Annotated in this window: 16 protein-coding genes and 1 pseudogene; 4 read left to right on the top strand and 13 right to left on the bottom strand. The window is 68.5% G+C overall.

Translation table 11 applies throughout. The features are described 5' to 3' along the window. Positions 1-41: 41 nt before the first annotated feature. The 3 genes from G4D77_RS29020 to G4D77_RS29010 form a co-directional block, all read right to left on the bottom strand. Positions 42-1,406 (bottom strand): HD-GYP domain-containing protein, encoded by a 1,365-nt coding sequence (locus G4D77_RS29020; RefSeq protein ID WP_061288148.1) that lies wholly within the window; start codon positions 1,404-1,406, stop codon positions 42-44. Between the two features lie 108 nt (positions 1,407-1,514). Next, the gene (locus tag G4D77_RS29015) at positions 1,515-2,153 is read right to left on the bottom strand and encodes a 3-oxoacid CoA-transferase subunit B (protein WP_012206068.1); all 639 of its coding nucleotides are present in this window, start codon (positions 2,151-2,153) and stop codon (positions 1,515-1,517) included. Between the two features lie 2 nt (positions 2,154-2,155). Next, positions 2,156-2,863 (bottom strand): CoA transferase subunit A, encoded by a 708-nt coding sequence (locus G4D77_RS29010; RefSeq protein WP_016446257.1) that lies wholly within the window; start codon positions 2,861-2,863, stop codon positions 2,156-2,158. Positions 2,864-2,936: 73 nt separating this feature from the next. Between G4D77_RS29010 and G4D77_RS29005 the strand changes: the two genes are divergently transcribed. Beyond that, positions 2,937-3,479, top strand: coding sequence for a PAS and helix-turn-helix domain-containing protein (locus G4D77_RS29005; protein WP_016446258.1), 543 nt, complete (start codon positions 2,937-2,939; stop codon positions 3,477-3,479). Positions 3,480-3,743: 264 nt separating this feature from the next. Then, entirely contained in the window at positions 3,744-5,195 is a 1,452-nt protein-coding gene (locus G4D77_RS29000) for a catalase (protein WP_016446259.1), read from the top strand. Positions 5,196-5,261: 66 nt separating this feature from the next. Here the strand turns inward: G4D77_RS29000 and G4D77_RS28995 are convergent, their stop codons facing one another. Both G4D77_RS28995 and G4D77_RS28990 read right to left on the bottom strand, forming a co-directional pair. Further along, positions 5,262-5,702: a nuclear transport factor 2 family protein gene (locus tag G4D77_RS28995; protein ID WP_154834156.1), complete on the bottom strand. Its 441-nt coding sequence runs from the start codon at positions 5,700-5,702 to the stop codon at positions 5,262-5,264. A 47-nt stretch (positions 5,703-5,749) separates the two neighbouring features. Continuing rightward, positions 5,750-7,771 (bottom strand): NADPH-dependent 2,4-dienoyl-CoA reductase, encoded by a 2,022-nt coding sequence (locus G4D77_RS28990; protein ID WP_154834155.1) that lies wholly within the window; start codon positions 7,769-7,771, stop codon positions 5,750-5,752. 160 nt (positions 7,772-7,931) lie between these two features. Between G4D77_RS28990 and G4D77_RS28985 the strand changes: the two genes are divergently transcribed. Next, positions 7,932-8,471 (top strand): PadR family transcriptional regulator, encoded by a 540-nt coding sequence (locus G4D77_RS28985; protein ID WP_016446262.1) that lies wholly within the window; start codon positions 7,932-7,934, stop codon positions 8,469-8,471. A 57-nt stretch (positions 8,472-8,528) separates the two neighbouring features. Here G4D77_RS28985 and G4D77_RS28980 read toward each other — a convergent pair whose 3' ends face one another. From G4D77_RS28980 to G4D77_RS28945, 8 genes and pseudogenes are all read right to left on the bottom strand, one after another. Beyond that, positions 8,529-9,452, bottom strand: coding sequence for an SMP-30/gluconolactonase/LRE family protein (locus tag G4D77_RS28980; RefSeq protein ID WP_154834154.1), 924 nt, complete (start codon positions 9,450-9,452; stop codon positions 8,529-8,531). A 22-nt stretch (positions 9,453-9,474) separates the two neighbouring features. Beyond that, positions 9,475-10,374 (bottom strand): amidohydrolase family protein, encoded by a 900-nt coding sequence (locus G4D77_RS28975; RefSeq protein WP_154834153.1) that lies wholly within the window; start codon positions 10,372-10,374, stop codon positions 9,475-9,477. A 4-nt stretch (positions 10,375-10,378) separates the two neighbouring features. Beyond that, positions 10,379-11,335, bottom strand: coding sequence for a tripartite tricarboxylate transporter substrate binding protein (locus G4D77_RS28970; protein ID WP_016446265.1), 957 nt, complete (start codon positions 11,333-11,335; stop codon positions 10,379-10,381). A 44-nt stretch (positions 11,336-11,379) separates the two neighbouring features. Continuing rightward, positions 11,380-12,384, bottom strand: coding sequence for a Bug family tripartite tricarboxylate transporter substrate binding protein (locus G4D77_RS28965; protein ID WP_213757820.1), 1,005 nt, complete (start codon positions 12,382-12,384; stop codon positions 11,380-11,382). Between the two features lie 70 nt (positions 12,385-12,454). Next, positions 12,455-13,387, bottom strand: coding sequence for an NAD(P)-dependent oxidoreductase (locus tag G4D77_RS28960; RefSeq protein ID WP_154834152.1), 933 nt, complete (start codon positions 13,385-13,387; stop codon positions 12,455-12,457). Then, the gene (locus G4D77_RS28955; protein ID WP_154834151.1) at positions 13,384-14,070 is read right to left on the bottom strand and encodes an RraA family protein; all 687 of its coding nucleotides are present in this window, start codon (positions 14,068-14,070) and stop codon (positions 13,384-13,386) included. Before G4D77_RS28955 ends, G4D77_RS28960 begins: the two co-directional genes overlap by 4 nt. Before the next feature lie 48 nt (positions 14,071-14,118). Further along, positions 14,119-14,412, bottom strand: a pseudogene (locus G4D77_RS28950) (tripartite tricarboxylate transporter substrate-binding protein); the annotation flags it as partial. Positions 14,413-14,514: 102 nt separating this feature from the next. Next, entirely contained in the window at positions 14,515-15,516 is a 1,002-nt protein-coding gene (locus G4D77_RS28945) for a Bug family tripartite tricarboxylate transporter substrate binding protein (protein WP_154834150.1), read from the bottom strand. A 127-nt stretch (positions 15,517-15,643) separates the two neighbouring features. Between G4D77_RS28945 and G4D77_RS28940 the strand changes: the two genes are divergently transcribed. Beyond that, the gene (locus tag G4D77_RS28940) at positions 15,644-16,432 is read left to right on the top strand and encodes an IclR family transcriptional regulator (protein WP_154834149.1); all 789 of its coding nucleotides are present in this window, start codon (positions 15,644-15,646) and stop codon (positions 16,430-16,432) included. Positions 16,433-16,451 lie beyond the last annotated feature (19 nt).

Genomic DNA, 16,451 nt, shown 5'->3' with positions numbered 1-16,451 from the left:
GAGATCCACGGATGTAAAAAAGCCGGGCAAGCCCGGCTGTCTCAGTGCGCTGGCGCTCTCGCTGCGCCACCCGCTGGGGGTGTGGCGTCGATCTGCATGCAGGCTTCGCACCATTGCGCGACCGCCGTGTCCACGGCGTGGGTGCGGGCGTTGATGGCGGGCCAGCGGCGCAGGCAGGCGTTGACGATGGCCTGCAGCTGCCACAGCGCCTCGCGGCTGAGCAGGGCCAGCTCGCTCATGCCCTGCACGTCGTCCTTGAGGTAGGCCAGCAGGTCGGTCTGCTGGTTCGGGTGCAGGCCGGCCTCGGCCAGCTGCTTTTGCAGGCTGCCGATGCTGGAGTCGATGTAGACGGCCGCCTGGTGGTCGGGCATGGCCTGCCAGCGCTCGGGAAAGGCCTGGCTGAACGTGTCCCACATCTGGAAGGCGGCAGACAGCGCTGCCACGCTGTGCGTGACCTCGGCCTGCAGCGGCGGCAGCGGCGTGCCCGGCGAGATCTCGTCGTACAGCAGCGGCAGCAGGATGCCGACCAGATCGGCCGGATAGCGGCGGTGGTTCATGCGCAGCATCAGCGACAGGCGCTGGCCGGGCAGGTCCTGGAATTTGTCGAAGAAGGCCGAGACCACCTCGGCCAGCAACAGGATACGGCCCATTTTGGAGATGGCTTCGCCATGCACGCCGCGCGGATAGCCCGTGCCGTCCATGCGCTCGTGGTGCTCGAGCACGGCCATTTCCACGTCCTGCGAATACGCGCCCGCGCCCCGCATGATGAGCATGCCCGTGACCGAGTGCGCCACCAGGTGCTTGCGCTCGGCGCCCGTGAGCCGGTAGTTGGGGTCGGTCCAGGCCGGGTCCATGTAGAGCATGCCCACGTCGTGCAGCAGGGCCGCCGTGGCCAGCGGGCCGCATTCACGCTCGCTCCATTCGCTTTGCAGCGCCAGGTAGACGGCCACCAGCATCATCTGCAGGCTGTGGGCGAACAGCTCGGGCCGCTGCTCGCGCATGACCGTGAGCTTGAAGGCGATCTGCGGCGGCAGCACCATCAGGCGCAGCGGCGCCAGCAGCCGGTCCGTGCCGCCCAGCGACTGCACCAGGCGGCGCATCAGGTCCACGGTTTCGCACTGCACCATGGCCTGGGCCTCGATGGCCAGCACGTCCACGCGGTTGTCCACGCCCAGGTGCTTGTCGATGGGGTCGCGCAGCTTGTGCTTGACCAGGCGCTCGTACATGTTGCTGTCGATGCGCGCGCCCTTGTCCACGAGCTTGACGCCCTTGTCGTTGAAGATGGGCTCGCCGGTCACCACGTTGCAATGCTCGGCCATGTCGGTGACGGCGCGCAGGAAATGCACGCCCTCGTCCTTCCATCCCTGCGCTGTCGGTGGATTGCGCACGGCCGCGACATCCGTCATAGAGGCTCCCATTGGCTCGAAATCTGAAATATAAGCAAAAGAGCCCGCGCAAGGCGGGCTCTCGTCGCGCAGGCCTGCACCAGGCAGGCACTGCACAGCACGGCAACATCAGCGAATCAGCGTCACGCCGGTCTTGGACTGGATGTCCTCGAAGCTCACTTCGGGGGCCAGTTCCACGAGCTTCAGGCCCTGCGGCGTCACGTCCATCACTCCCAGGTCGGTGATGATACGGTCCACCACGCCCACGCCGGTCAAAGGCAGAGTGCAGGCGGGAAGAATTTTGAGGTCGGTCGTGCCGTCCTTCTTCTTTGCCACATGCTCCATGAGCACGATGACGCGCTTGACGCCCGCCACCAGGTCCATGGCGCCGCCCATGCCCTTGACCATCTTGCCGGGGATCATCCAGTTGGCCAGGTCGCCCTTCTCGGACACCTGCATGGCGCCCAGGATGGACAGGTTGATCTTGCCGCCGCGGATCATGGCGAACGACTGGTCGCTGCCGAAGATGGACGAGCCGGCAATCGTCGTCACGGTCTGCTTGCCGGCGTTGATCAGGTCGGCGTCCACGGCATCCTCGGTCGGGAAGGGGCCGATGCCCAGCATGCCGTTCTCCGACTGCAGCCACACTTCCTTGTCACCCGTGTGGTTGGCCACCAGGGTGGGAATGCCGATGCCCAGGTTGACGTAGAAGCCGTCTTCGAGTTCTTGGGCCGCGCGGGCGGCCATCTGGTCTTGGGTCCACGGCATGGTCAGGCTCCTTGTTTTTCTGTGATGGTGCGCTTTTCGATGCGCTTTTCGGGGTTCGGGTTGTGCACGATGCGGTGCACGTAGATGCCGGGCAGGTGGATGTCGTCCGGTGCGATCTCGCCGACCTCGACCACCTCCTCCACTTCCACGATGCAGACCTTGCCGGCCGTGGCGGCGGCAGGGTTGAAGTTGCGCGCCGTCAGGCGGAACTGCAGGTTGCCGCTCTTGTCGGCACGGTGGGCCTTGACCAGGGAGACATCGGGCACGAGCGAGCGCTCCATCACATAGGTCTCGCCGTCGAACTCGCGCAGCTCCTTGCCCTCGGCCACCATGGTGCCCACGCCGGTCTTGGTGAAGAAGGCGGGAATGCCGGCGCCGCCTGCGCGCAGCTTCTCGGCCAGCGTGCCCTGGGGCGTGAATTCCAGCTCCAGCTCGCCGGCCAGGTACTGGCGCTCGAACTCCTTGTTCTCGCCCACATACGACGAGATCATCTTCTTGATCTGGCGCGTCTCCAGCAGCTTGCCCAGGCCAAAGCCGTCCACGCCCGCGTTGTTGGAAATCACCGTCAGGCCCTTGACGCCGCTGTCACGCAGCGCGTCGATCAGGGCCTCGGGAATGCCGCACAGGCCGAAGCCTCCCACAGCCAGCAATTGCCCGTCGGCCACGACGCCCTGGAGCGCCTGCTCCGCAGAGGGGTAGAGCTTTTTCACACATGTCTCCTTCAGATTGGATGCGCTACGATACTACGTACTTGCATAAGTAGTTTTTCGTAAAGATTTGCCCATGGATATAGATTACAGGCTGGCGTTCGAGGCCGCCCCCGTCGGTCTCGTGATCTCGCGCAACCGCACCATGATCGACTGCAACCGCCAGGTCTGCGAGATGTTCGAGGCCTCGCGCGAGGTGCTGATCGGCCAGACCTTCCAGATCCTCTACCCCAGCGCCGACGAGTATGAGCGGCTGGGCGCGCGCATCGCGCCCATTCTCAATGCAAGGGGCTTTTATTCGGACAACCGCATCATGAAGCGCGCCAACGGCGAAACGTTCTGGTGCCATGTCACGGGCCGCACGCTGGACCGCAGCGACCCGCATGCCTCGGGCATCTGGAGCTTCGAGGACCTCAGCGCCCAGCGCCCCGTCAAGGCCGAACTCACGGGGCGCGAGCGCGAGGTGGCCGCCCGCCTGCTGGAAGGCCTGACCTCCAAGGAAATCGGCCGCGCCCTGGCCATCAGCCACCGCACGGTGGAGATCTACCGCGCACGGCTGATGCGCAAGTACGGCGCCTCCACGGCCGCCGATCTGGTCCACAAGCTGGTCTCTGGCTGACAGGGCGACGGCCTACACGGGCCGTATCCGCCCGCGCAACACAATGCCTTGGCAAAAAGCATGCCCGGCACGACGCAGGCGGGGTGCGGTGAAATTTTTTGGCTATGGCGCAGTTGAGATTTGCCAATCGCCAAAGCCTTGCCGCATCCATAGAACGAAACAACAATAAAAGCAATTCGATAGCACGCAGCTATTGATTTTCCAAGCGCCGCGCTGCCTGCGTGCAAGCCGGCGCCGCTACCACCCCTCGATCAAGGAGAGACCATGACCCACAAGCTCACCACCGCCGCAGGTGCCCCGGTTGCCAACAACCAGGACTCGCTCACGGCCGGCCCGCGTGGCCCGATGCTGCTGCAGGACCTGTGGCATCTGGAAAAAATGGCCCACTTCAACCGCGAAGTGATTCCCGAGCGCCGCATGCACGCCAAGGGCTCGGGCGCCTTCGGCACCTTCACCGTGACGGGTGATATCACGCGCTACACCCGCGCCAAGGTGTTCTCCGACATCGGCAAGCAGACCGAAGTGTTCGCGCGCTTTTCCACCGTGGCCGGCGAACGCGGCGCAGCCGACGCCGAGCGCGATATCCGTGGCTTCGCCGTCAAGCTCTATACCGAGGAAGGCAACTGGGACCTGGTGGGCAACAACACGCCGGTGTTCTTCTTCCGCGACCCGCTCAAGTTCCCGGACCTGAACAAGGCCGTCAAGCGCGATCCCTACACCAACCTGCGCTCGCCCGAGAACAACTGGGACTTCTGGACCGGCCTGCCCGAGGCGCTGCACCAGATCACCATCGTCATGAGCGACCGGGGCATTCCGCGCGGCTACCGCCACATGCACGGCTTCGGCTCGCATACCTACAGCTTCATCAACGCCAGCAACGAGCGCCACTGGGTCAAGTTCCACTGGGTCTGCCAGCAGGGCATAGAGAACTTCACCGATTCCGAGGCGGCCTCCGTCGTCGCCTCCGACCGTGAAAGCAGCCAGCGCGACCTGCTCGAGGCCATCGACCGCGGCGAGTTCCCGCGCTGGAAGCTGTGCGTGCAGATCATGCCCGAGCATGAAGCCGAGACCTACCGCTTCCACCCCTTCGACCTGACCAAGGTCTGGAGCAAGAAGGACTACCCGCTGATCGAAGTGGGCGTGATGGAGCTCAACCGCAACCCGCGCAACTACCACGCCGATGTGGAGCAGGCCTCGTTCACGCCGGCCAACCTGGTGCCGGGCATCGGCCCCTCGCCCGACCGCATGCTGCAGTCGCGCCTGTTCTCGTACGGCGATGCCGCGCGCTACCGCCTGGGCGTGAACCACCACCAGATCCCCGTGAACGCGCCGCGCTGCCCCTACCACGCCTACCACCGCGACGGCGCCATGCGCGTGGACGGCAACTACGGCGGCACCATCGCCTACGAGCCCAACACCAAGGGCGAGTGGCAGGAGCAGCCGGCCTTCGCCGAGCCGCCGCTGGCCCTCAACGGCGCGGCCGACCGCTGGAACTACCGCGAGGACGATGCCGACTACTTCACCCAGCCCGGCGACCTGTTCCGCCTGCTCACGCCCGATGCGCAGCAGCGCCTGTTCGAGAACACGGCGCGCAACATCGCCGGTGTGTCCGAGCACATCGTGCAAAAGCACATAGCGCACTGCACCCAGGCCGACCCGGCCTACGGCAAGGGCGTGGCCGATGCCATCGCCCGCCAGAAGGCCGGCACGCTCTGACCGGCTGACGCCCACGGCAAAACGCCCCCGAAACTTCGGGGGCGTTTTTCATGGCACGCCCTGCCCTCAGGCCACGGCCTTGAAGGCGGGAAGCTTGTCGCCCAGCCGCTTGCCCATCTCCGAGCCCAGGGCCTGCAGGCCGCTCATGGGGCGCACCATGACCTCGAATTCCCGGATCAGCCCCTGCTCGTCGAAGCGGATGAAGTCGATGCCCTTGAGGTTCTTGCCACCCACGCTGGCGCTGAACTCCAGCACCACGTCCAGGCCGTCATCGCTGGCCATCTGGCGGTGGTAGGTGAAGTTCTCGAAGACCTGGACCACGGTGGACAGCGCCAGCATCAGCGCGGCTGCCGAGGCATAGGGCGTGTTGGCCATGGGCGAGCGGAACACCGCATCGGGATGGACGATGGTGTGCAGCTCGCCCAGGTCGCTGGCGGCAACCATGCGATGCCACAGCTCCAGGGAGCGGGCGACTGCGGGATGGGCGTTCTTCGGGGGCTGGGACATGCTTGTCTCCTGGTGGTTGAGGTGGAAAACGGAATCGGGCGGCGCCCTCAAAGGCTGGCCGCCAGCGTGGTGCCTTGCAGGATGGCGCGCTTGGCGTCGAGTTCGGCCGCCACGTCGGCGCCGCCGATCAGGTGCACGCTGCAGCCCGCCGCGCTCAGGGCCGCATGCAGCTCGCGCTGCGGCTCCTGGCCCGCGCAGAGCACGACGTTGTCCACCTCCAGCAGTTGCGGCTGGCCGTCCACGGTGATGTGCAGCCCGGCGTCGTCGATGCGCTCATAGGCCACGCCCGAGCCCATGGCCACACTGCGTGCCTTCAGCGAGGTGCGGTGTATCCAGCCCGTGGTCTTGCCCAGCTGGTCGCCCACCTTGGTGGACTTGCGCTGCAGCAGGTGCACGCGGCGCGGCGAGGGCTGGGCCTGCGGCTGCGCCAGGCCGCCGGCCCGGGCGTAGTCCGTGTCTATGCCCCACTCCGCATAGAACTTGCGGGGCGCCACGGCGCCGCTGTCGCCGGCATGGGTCAGGTACTCGGCCACATCGAAACCGATGCCGCCCGCGCCGATGATGGCCACGCGCTCGCCCACGGGCCTGTCGCCCTGCAGCACGTCCAGGTAGCCGAGCACCTTGGGATGGTCCACGCCGTCGATGGCGGGAACGCGCGGCCGTATGCCCGTGGCCAGCACGATCTCGTCATAGCCGCCCTCGATGAGCTGGGCCGCCTCCACGCGGTGGCCCAATTGCAGCGCCACGCCGCCCAGCTCCAGCTGGCGGCGGAAGTAGCGCAGCGTCTCGTGGAACTCCTCCTTGCCGGGCACCTTCTTGGCAATGTTGAACTGCCCGCCGATCTCGCTGGCCGCATCGAACAGCGTCACCGCATGGCCGCGCTGCGCCGCGGTGACGGCAAAGCTCAGGCCCGCCGGGCCGGCGCCCACCACGGCGATGCGCTTGGCGGCGGGCGCGGGCGCAATCACCAGCTCGGTCTCGTGGCAGGCGCGCGGGTTGACCAGGCAGGAGGTGATCTTGCCGCCAAAGGTATGGTCCAGGCAGGCCTGGTTGCAGGCAATGCAGGTGTTGATCTCGTCGGCACGGCCCTGGCGCGCCTTGCGCACGAAGTCGCCATCGGCCAGCAGCGGCCGGGCCATGGAGACCATGTCGGCATAGCCCTCGGCCAGCAGGCGCTCGGCCACTTCGGGCGTGTTGATGCGGTTGGAGGTGATCAGCGGGATGCCCACCTGCCCCATCACGCGCTGCGTGACCCAGGCATAGGCGGCGCGCGGCACCTTGGTGGCGATGGTGGGGATGCGCGCCTCGTGCCAGCCTATGCCCGTGTTCAGCAGCGTGGCGCCCGCGGCCTCGATGGCCTGGGCCAGCGCGATCACTTCCTCCAGCGTGGAGCCGCCCTCCACCAGGTCCAGCATGGACAGGCGGTAGATGATGATGAAGTCCCGCCCCACGCGCTGGCGCGTGCGCCGCACGATCTCCACCGCAAAGCGCATGCGGCCCGCGTAGCTGCCGCCCCATTCGTCATCGCGGTGGTTGGTGCGCGCCGCGATGAACTCGTTGATCAGGTAGCCCTCCGAGCCCATGATCTCCACGCCGTCGTAGCCCGCGTGCCGGGCCAGGGCTGCGCAGCGCACGAAGTCCTCGATGGTCTGCTCCACCTCGTCGCCCGTCAGCGCATGCGGCACGAAGGGGTTGATGGGCGCCTGCAGCGCGCTGGGCGCCACCAGCCCGGGCTGGTAGGCATAGCGGCCGAAGTGCAGGATCTGCATGGCGATCTTGCCGCCCTCGGCATGAACGGCCTGCGTGACGATGCGGTGCTGGTCCGCCTCGTGTTCGTTGACCATCATGGCGCCGCCCTTCATGGGCCGGCCCCGCTCATTGGGGGCGATGCCGCCCGTGACGATCAAGCCCACCTCGCCGCGCGCGCGCTCGGCGTAGAAGGCGGCCATGCGCTCGAAGCCGTTGGGCGCCTCTTCCAGGCCCACGTGCATGGAGCCCATGAGCACGCGGTTTCTGAGCGTGGTGAAGCCCAGGTCCAGTTCGGCATTCAGGTGGGGGTAGTGGGTCATGCCTGTCTCGCTTTTTTATGCAACTGATTGCATGAATGTAGTCAGCCTCCTTTATTTATGCAACTGGTTGCGCAAAAAATTGCAGAAATGACTGCAGCGCTTGGCCACACCTCCATGCAGGCCCGTAAGATGGCGCCCAGCGCCAGTCCCTTTGTTGCCGATGTCCCTGCCACACGCCCTTCTCACCGCCTTGGTCGAGCACCCCTGCTCGGGCTCGGAACTTGCCGAGCGCTTCGACCGCTCCATCGGCTACTTCTGGAACGCCACGCACCAGCAGATCTACCGCGAACTCGCGCGGCTGGAAGAGGCGCAATGGATAGAGGCCCTTCCCGCCGAATCCGGCCGGGGCCGCAAGCGCCAGTACCGCATCCTTCCCACCGGCCGCAAGGAGCTCAAGCGCTGGGTGGCCGAGCAGGAAGACCCCAAGCCGCTGCGCGAGGAATGGATGGTGCGCCTGCGTGCCGAGGCGGTGGTGGGGCCCTGCGGACTGCAGGACGAAGTGCAGCGGCTGCTGGCACTGCACCAGGCGCAGCTGGACGTCTACCAGCGCCTGGAGCAGCGCGATTTCCTGGACAAGCCGCCCACGCGCGAGCGGCGGCTGCAGCACCTGGTGCTCAAGGCCGGCATACAGCAGGAGCAGCTGTGGATAGGCCTGCTGCAGGAAGCCCGGGAGATCCTGGACATGCCGGCCAGGCCCTGAGGAACGGTTGCGACGACTGAGACTGCCGAGACGGCTGAGAAGGTCGCGACGGCCGCCTCAGCCCTTGTTCAAGCCGTGCAGCGCCAGCCCCGGCGCCTCCAGCCGGGCACGCAGAATGCGCCCGTGCGTGGAGTCCGTCACATACAGCGTGCGGCGGTCCGCGCCCCCAAAGGCCAGGTTGGTGAGCGAGCTTCCCGGCACGCCGCGCAGCACCTGCACGGGCTCGGCCCGATGGTTGAGCACCCACACCAGGCCCAGGCCCGGGTTGGCCACCAGCAGTCGGCCCTGGTCATCCACGGCCAGCCCGTCGGGACCGCTGGGGCCGTAGGAGGTGAAGAACTGCCCCACCTTGGCCACGCTGCCATCGGGCAGCAGGGGCACGCGCCAGACGCAGTTGCCGCGCGTCACGGCCAGGTAGAGCACGCGGCCATCGGGCGACAGCGCCACGCCGTTGGGGCTAGGCACGTTGGCCAGCAGCAGGTCCAGCCGGCCGTCCGGCCGCAGGCGGTACAGGCGGCCGCTGGGATCATGCAGGCCGCTCTGGCCCTGGTCGGTGAAGTAGAGGTTGCCTTCGGCATCGAAGACCAGGTCGTTCACGCCCTTGAAACGCTCGCTGTTGCGCCGCTGCAGATAGGGGCTGACGCGCCCCGTGGCCACCTCCAGGCACATCAGGCCGTTCTTGTAGTCGGTGATCAGCAGCGTGCGCTCGTCAAGGAACTTCATGCCGTTGGGCTCGCCGTCGTACTCGGCCACCAGGGTCCAGGCGCCTTGCGGATCGATGCGGAAGACGCGGCCCCAGGGAATGTCGGCCACGTACAGGTTGCCGGCGCCGTCGAACACCGGCCCCTCGAGGAAGGAGTCGGTGACGGCGCCGCCCCGGTTGGCATCGGCCCAGTCGCTGCGCTCGGGGCGGCGCAGGGCGTCGGGCATGGCGGTGAACGATTCGAGTTCGCAGACCTGGGGGGCTTGCAGCAGGAACATGGTGCTTGTCTTTCTCGGGATTTCAGGGGATGGCGCTGAAGCCGTACAGGCGCGCTGGATTGTCGACCAGGATGCGGTCCATGGCCTCGTCCGTGCCCGCCCAGGCCTGCAGCAGATCGACCAGGTCGGCATCGTCGACGGAGCCCGGCGCCTCGGTGGTGTGCGGCCAGTCGCTGCCCCAGACCAGGCGCTCGGGTGCGGCGCGCACCAGGTCGCGGCCCAGCGGCAGCGTGTCGGCATAGGAGGGGCCGCCCACCGATGAACGCATATAGGCGCCGGAGAGCTTGACCCAGGTGTTGCCGCCATCGAGCAGCCGGCGCAGCGCGGCATGGGCCGCGCCCTCCACGCCCTGCATGCCCGCGGCCGGGTCGATGCGACCCAGGTGGTCCACGACCAGGGGCACGGGCAGCGCGCCCAGCACGGGCTCCAGCGCCACCAGCTGTTCGGGCTGCACGAAGACCTGCACATGCCAGCCCAGCCGTGCGACCCGGTGCGCCAGCGTGACCAGCATGTGGGCCGTGGTCTCGCCCCAGGACTGCGGCGAGACAAAGTTCACGCGCAGCCCGCAGACGCGGTGCGCGGCCAGCCGGTCCAGCTCGGCATCGGCCACATCGTGGGCGACCACGGCCACGCCGCGCGCATCATCGCCCAGGCGCTCCAGCGCATCCAGCGTGCAGGCGTTGTCCGTGCCATAGGTCGAGGGCGTGACCACCACGGCGCGCGAGGTGCCCAGGCGCCGCTGCAGTTGACGGTACATGGCCACGTCGGCCTGCGGAGGCGTGCGCGGCCAGTGCGGCGACGGCGCAAAGCGCGCATCGAAGATGTGCATGTGGCTGTCGCAAGCCAGGGGCGGCAGCGTGCGCGCAGGCCTGCTCGTGCCGGCCGAGTGCGGCACGGCCACGGCGATGTCGGTCATGCCCATGCGCTCAGTCCAGCACGATGGCGCCCTTGCGCACCACCTCGCCCCACTTGGCGTCTTCCTTCTGGAGGAAGGCGGCGAACTCGGCCGGCGTCGATGCCATGGGCTGGGCGCCCAGGTCGCTCAGGCGCTGGCGCACCTCGGCTTCCTGCAGCACCTCGGACAGCGCCTGGTGCAGGCGCGCGGCCACGGGCTCGGGCGTGCCCGTGGGCAGGAAGATGCCGTTCCACTCATAGGCCTCGTAGCCGGGAATCACGGTCTCGGACACGGTGGGCACATCGGGCAGGCGCGCCGAGCGCTGGGGCGCCGCCACGGCCAGGGCGCGCAGCTTGCCGCCCGTGACCAGCGGATAGGTGGCCGCCATGGTGCCGAACATGAAGTCCACCTGCCCGCCCATCACATCGGCAATGGCCGGCCCGCCGCTCTTGTAGGGCACATGGACCATGTCCAGCTCCAGCCGCTGGCGGAACAGCTCGGCCGCCAGGCGCTGCACCGTGCCGCTGCCGCCCGAGGCGAAGTTGATCTTGCCCGGCTGCGCCTTGGCCCTGGCCGCCAGGTCGGCCACGCTGCGCACGGGCGAGTCGGCCTTGACCACGACCACATTGGGCATGAGCAGCACCAGCGACAGCGGCTGCAGCGCGCTGCGCGCATAGGGCAGCTTGGCAAACAGATGCGGGTTGATGGAAAACGGCGTGGCGTCGTAGAGCACCGTGTACCCGTCGGCGCGCGCCTTGGCCACCTGGCTGGCGCCAATGGTGCCGCTGGCGCCGGGCCGGTTGTCCACGATGATGCTGGTGCCCAGCCGCGCGCCCATGCGCGTGGCCAGCAGGCGCGCGGCCGCGTCGGCGCCGCCGCCGGGCGCATAGGGCACGACCAGGGTGATGGGCCGCTCGGGAAAAGCGGCCTGGGCCACGGCGGCGGCCAGGGCGCAGGCCGCGATCAGGGTTCTGGCAAGGAATTTCATAGCTTGTCTCCAGGTTGTTTCGGGGGGGGGGGGCGGCGGCCGAATCAATCCGCCTTCAGGTTCAGTTCGCGGGCGATCTGCGCATAGGAGGCCGCTTCGCTGGCCACGCGCTGCGCAAAGGCGCTGCCGCAGCTCGACTCGGCATCCATGCCCAGGCCGTGCAGCTTTTCCGCGGCCGATGGGCTCTTGGCAAACTCCACGGCCACGCGCTCCAGCGCCTGGGCCACGCCGTCGGGAATGCCGGCCGGCGCGAGCACGCCATACCAGACATCGGCCGAGTAGTCGCCGCCGCCCGCTTCGGCAAAAGTGGGGACCTGGGGCAGCAGGGACGCGCGTTTGGGCGAGGCCACGGCCAGCGCCGTGAGCTTGCCGCTGCGCACCTGGGGCAGCACCGAGCCCAGCGTGGCGAAGGAGCTGTCGAGTTGGCCGCCCATGAGATCCGTGACCACGGGCGCCGCCCCCTTGTAGGGCACGTGGTTGAGCTTCAGGCCCTTGGCCCGCGCAAACATCTCGGTGGCGAAATGGCCCGAACTGCCCATGCCCGCCGTGCCGGCCGTGACGCTGCCGGGCCGGCTGCGCGCCTGGTCCATGTACTCCTGCAGGCTGCGCGCCGGCATGCCCGGCCCCACGACCAGCACCGTGGGGCTGCTGGCCACCGTGCACAGCGGCCGGAACGAGCGCACCACGTCGAACTTCACGCGGCCCTGGTACAGCGCCGGGATCATGCTGTGGTTGGTGGCGCCGAACAGCAGGGTGTAGCCATCGGCCGGCGCACCAGCCACGGCCTGCGCGGCCACGATGGTGTTGGCCCCGGGCTTGTTGTCCACCACGAAGGGCTGGCCCAGCACCTTGCCCGCATGGTCGGCAAAGGCGCGTGCCACCACGTCGGTGGGGCCGCCCGCCGCAAAGCCCACGACCAGCCGCACGGGCTTGGCCGGATAGTCCTTCTGCGCCAGCGCGGGCTGGGCACCCAGCACGGCCAGGCCTGCGGCGGCCAGCAGGCTGCCGCGCAAGGCCAGGCGGCGGACCTCTTGGAAATTCCTCGACATCGCTTGTCTCCTCAAATCACATGCATGCACATGCATGGGCCAAGGGCGCGCACGGCGCCCCTGCCCTGGCTCAGGCGCCGGCCGCCGCAGGCACGCGGGCCAGCACCTCCAGCACATTGCGGGCCGCGCCCACGCCCATGTTCACGTAGGCATCGCCGGTCACGCCGCCGATATGGGGGCTGAGCACGAAGTTCCTTTCGCCCTGGAACGGGTGGCCGGCCACCATGGGCTCCACCGCAAAGCTGTCCAGCCCTGCGGCCGCCACCTGGCCCGAGCGCACGGCGGCCAGGAGCGCGGCCTCGTCGATCAGGCCGCCGCGTGCGGTGTTGACCACGATCACGCCGCGCTTGCAGGCCGCCAGCGTGGAGGCGCCGAGCATGCCCCGGTTTTCCTCGGTCAGCGGGCAGTGCAGCGAAATCGCGTCGGACTCGCGCCAGATGGTTTCCAGGTCCACGGGCTGCACGTAGGCGGGCAGGTTCTTTGCGAAGGGATCGAAGCCGATCACGCGCATGCCCAGCGCATCGGCCATGCGCGCAAAGCGCAGGCCGATGGCGCCCAGCCCCACCAGGCCCACGGCGCGCCCGCCCAGCTCCAGGCTCTTGTGCGTGGCCTTGTCCCAGTGGCCTGCGTGCATGCGGGCGTCCAGCGCCACCACCGACTTGGCGCAGGCCAGCAGCAGGGCCAGTGCCTGCTCGGCCACGGCCGCCGCGTTGGCGCCCGCGGCGGCCACCACGGCAATGCCGCGTTCGGCGGCGGCCGCCTTGTCGATGGTGTCCGTGCCGCTGCCGTGCTTGGAGATCACGCGCAGCGAGGGCGCCGCGTCCATCACGGCCGCACCCACCTTGCCGTAGCGCACGATGATGGCCACGGGATCATGGGCGCGGCACAGCGCGACCAGGTCCTCTTCGGTGGGCGTCTTGCCCGCATAGACGATGTCGTGCCGGGCCAGCAGCTCCAGGGCCTGTGGCGCCAGATCGGCGCCGGTGACGATGATGGTGCTCACAGCGATTCCCCTTCCTTGAGCACGCCGGCCGCGCGCAGGGCCGCGGGCAGCCACTTCGATGCCGTGTCGCCGCGCGCAATGGCCTCGATGCGGGCGGCCTCGTCGGCCACCTTCTTCACGGCCAGCTCCAGCATGGCGGGTGCCTTGGCGCGCTCGATGACGACCACGCCATCGGCATCGCCCACCACCAGGTCGCCCGGGTGAACCGTCGTGCCACCAGCGCAGATGGCGTGGTTGATGCGGCCCGGCACGAACTTGGTCGGGCCTGCGGGATTGAAGCCTGCGCTGAACACGGGGAAGTCCAGCTCCAGCAGCTCCAGGCGGTCGCGGATGGCGCCGTCCACGATGACGCCGGCCAGGCCCAGCTTCTTGCAGGCGCTGAGCATCAGCGTGCCCATGAGCGCCGCCGTCTGGTCGCCCTTGCCGTCGATGACCAGCACGTCGCCGGGCCGGGCCAGCGCGATGGCGGCGTGGATCATGAGGTTGTCGCCGGGACGCACCTCGACGGTGAAGGCCGGGCCGGCCACTTTCATGCCCTGGTGCACGGGCGCCACGCGCGCATGCATGGTGCCGCGGCGGCCCGCCACGTCGGCCAGGATGGCGGCCTGAAAGCCGGCTGCGCGCTGCACGACTTGGGCGTCCACGCGCTCTATGTCACGGATGATTTCTGGGAGTTGGCTCATGATGGTCCAGTGAGATGAGGTGAAGGAAAACAGGAAGATGCAAGCGCGTCAGTCGGCCTTGATGCCGGCCTCGCGGATGAGTTGGGCCCACTTGGCGGCGTCGGATTTCTGCAGCTCGCCCAATTGCCGCGGCGTGCCGCCGACCATGCCGGCCTCGGCCATGGTGGGCACGTCAGGCAGGGCCTTCAGGCGCGCCGCCGAGGTCACGGCCAGCGCGGGCGTGTCGCCCTTGTAGGGCACGTGGATGAAGCGCACGCCGCCCTGCCTTTGCAGCAGTTCGCCCTGCATCTGCAAGATGGTTCCGCTGCCGCCCGAGGCAAAGGCCAAACGGACGGGCACGGCAAGGCTGTCGCAGTCCATGGCGAGATCTCGATGGAGGAAGAAAAAGGAAGGGAGGAGGAAGCGCGGAGGAAGCGAAAGGGCTGGCGCCCCTGCCCCCCGGTCTCAGTCCAGGCTGGCGCCCGAGTCCTTGACGATGCGTGCCCAGCGCGGCACCTCGGCGCGCAGCAGCGCGGCGAACTTCTCGGACGAGCCGCCCAGCACCTCGCCACCTTCGGAGCGCAGCTTCTCGGCCACCTCGGGCACCAGCAGCGCGTCGTTGATGGCCTTGTTCAGCTGCTGCACGATGGCCTGGGGCGTCCCGGCCGGGGCCAGCACGCCGAACCAGGTGACGGCCTCGAAGTCCTTGTAGCCCGACTCGGCCAGCGTGGGCGTCTGCGGCAGCTGGTCGGAGCGCTTGAGCGAGGTGACCATCACCGCGCGCAGCTTGCCGTTGCGCACCTGGCCCAGCAGCGTGGGCACGGCGGACATGTAGAAATCGATCTGCCCGCCCACCAGGTCGGTCATGGCCTGTGCTGCGCCCTTGTAGGGCACATGGCGCAGCTTGATGCCGGCCGCGTTCTCGGCCAGTTCGCCGGCCAGGTGCGCCACCGTGCCGTTGCCCGGGTAGCCCAGCGTGAGGCCGTCGGGCTTGGCCTTGGCGGCCTTGACCAGGTCGGCAAAGGTCTTGTAGGGCGAGTTGGCCGGCGCGGCCATGACGATGGGCGCGGAAGCCACCAGCGCCACGGGCACCAGATCCTTCAGCGGGTCATAGGGCAGCTTGGCGTACAGCGAGGGGTTGATGGCCAGGTTGCTGGTCTGGCCCATGACCAGGGTATGGCCGTCCGGCGCGGCCTTGGCCACGGCGTCCACGCCCAGGTTGCCGCCGGCCCCGGGCCGGTTGTCCACCACCACGGTCCACTTGTTGTGGTCCGCCAGCCGCTGGGCCACGGTGCGCGCGATCATGTCCGTGCCGCCACCGGGCGGAAACGGCACGACCAGGCGGATGGGCTTGCGGGGATAGGCGTCCTGGGCCTGGGCAGCGCCCATGGGCACGATGGCGGCAACGCCGACCAGGACGGCAAGAAGGCGTGCGTTGAGGCAACGCGAAAGCGAGGGAATCGGCATGGCGGTTTGTCTCCGTTTGTTGTGTCCAACGCCCGCATGGCTGCGGTGCGTGGGACGAACTTTATGAAAACGTTTCAACCCATACAATGCCGTTTCATACAGCGCAACCAATTGCATGCCTTGCACCATGAACAAGCCCCCCAGCACCCCTTCCCCGGCGCAGCCACCCGATGACAAGGCCAGCCCGACCAAGGACGGCGGCGTCATCGCCGTCACGCGTGCCTTGCAGCTGCTTGGCGCCTTCGCCCTCGGGGAGTCGCACCTGTCCCTGGCGGAACTGAGCCGGCGCTGCGCGCTGCACAAGACCACGGTGCTGCGGCTGGCGCGCACGCTGGCGCAGTCGGGCTTCATGGTGCAAAGGGACGATGGGGACTGGCGCCTGGGCCCGGCCGCTGGCTGGCTGGGTGCGCGCTACCAGGCGGGCTTCGATGTGCAGAACGTGCTGGAGCCCGCGCTGCGCGCGCTCACGCAGGCCAGCGGCGAGAGCGCGGCCTTCTATGTGCGCGAAGGCAATGTGCGCACCTGCCTCGTGCGCGTGGAAGGGCCGCAGGCGCTGCGCCACCATGCGCGCATGGGTGAGGGGCTGCCGCTGGACCAGGGCTCGCCGGGGCGCGTGATCCTGGCGTTTTCAGGCGAGCCGGGGCCGGTGTACGAGCAGATCCGCCAGCGCGGCTACCACTGGTCCATCGGCGAGCGCGAACAGGGCGTGGCCACGGTGTCGGCGCCGGTGTTCGGCATGCACTGGCGGCTGATGGGGTCGGTGTGCATCTCCGGGCCGGCATCGCGCCTGCCCGAGGCCCGGCTGGAAGCCATGGCGCAGACGGTGGTGGCGGCGGCCAACCAGCTGTCCTATGCGCTGGCGGGCAGCGCCAGCACACAGGCCCCTGTGGTGCGCGCCAGCCAGTGGCACCCCTGAGAACCCCTTCCGGGGCGAC

The organism is Delftia sp. WY8 (assembly GCF_018437695.1).
Taxonomy (GTDB): domain Bacteria; phylum Pseudomonadota; class Gammaproteobacteria; order Burkholderiales; family Burkholderiaceae_C; genus Comamonas; species Comamonas tsuruhatensis.
Note: the sequence above shows the minus strand (reverse complement) of the source record. Positions and strands in the feature narration are given on the sequence as shown.

Excerpts from the sequence above, each read along its gene's own strand:
- G4D77_RS29020 (WP_061288148.1), bottom strand. The coding sequence starts at position 1,406 with ATGACGGATGTCGCGGCCGTGCGCAATCCACCGACAGCGCAGGGATGG.
- G4D77_RS29015 (WP_012206068.1), bottom strand. The coding sequence starts at position 2,153 with ATGCCGTGGACCCAAGACCAGATGGCCGCCCGCGCGGCCCAAGAACTC.
- G4D77_RS29005 (WP_016446258.1), top strand. The coding sequence starts at position 2,937 with ATGGATATAGATTACAGGCTGGCGTTCGAGGCCGCCCCCGTCGGTCTC.
- G4D77_RS29000 (WP_016446259.1), top strand. The coding sequence starts at position 3,744 with ATGACCCACAAGCTCACCACCGCCGCAGGTGCCCCGGTTGCCAACAAC.
- G4D77_RS28995 (WP_154834156.1), bottom strand. The coding sequence starts at position 5,702 with ATGTCCCAGCCCCCGAAGAACGCCCATCCCGCAGTCGCCCGCTCCCTG.
- G4D77_RS28990 (WP_154834155.1), bottom strand. The coding sequence starts at position 7,771 with ATGACCCACTACCCCCACCTGAATGCCGAACTGGACCTGGGCTTCACC.
- G4D77_RS28985 (WP_016446262.1), top strand. The coding sequence starts at position 7,932 with ATGTCCCTGCCACACGCCCTTCTCACCGCCTTGGTCGAGCACCCCTGC.
- G4D77_RS28980 (WP_154834154.1), bottom strand. The coding sequence starts at position 9,452 with ATGTTCCTGCTGCAAGCCCCCCAGGTCTGCGAACTCGAATCGTTCACC.
- G4D77_RS28975 (WP_154834153.1), bottom strand. The coding sequence starts at position 10,374 with ATGGGCATGACCGACATCGCCGTGGCCGTGCCGCACTCGGCCGGCACG.
- G4D77_RS28970 (WP_016446265.1), bottom strand. The coding sequence starts at position 11,335 with ATGAAATTCCTTGCCAGAACCCTGATCGCGGCCTGCGCCCTGGCCGCC.
- G4D77_RS28965 (WP_213757820.1), bottom strand. The coding sequence starts at position 12,384 with ATGTCGAGGAATTTCCAAGAGGTCCGCCGCCTGGCCTTGCGCGGCAGC.
- G4D77_RS28955 (WP_154834151.1), bottom strand. The coding sequence starts at position 14,070 with ATGAGCCAACTCCCAGAAATCATCCGTGACATAGAGCGCGTGGACGCC.
- G4D77_RS28945 (WP_154834150.1), bottom strand. The coding sequence starts at position 15,516 with ATGCCGATTCCCTCGCTTTCGCGTTGCCTCAACGCACGCCTTCTTGCC.
- G4D77_RS28940 (WP_154834149.1), top strand. The coding sequence starts at position 15,644 with ATGAACAAGCCCCCCAGCACCCCTTCCCCGGCGCAGCCACCCGATGAC.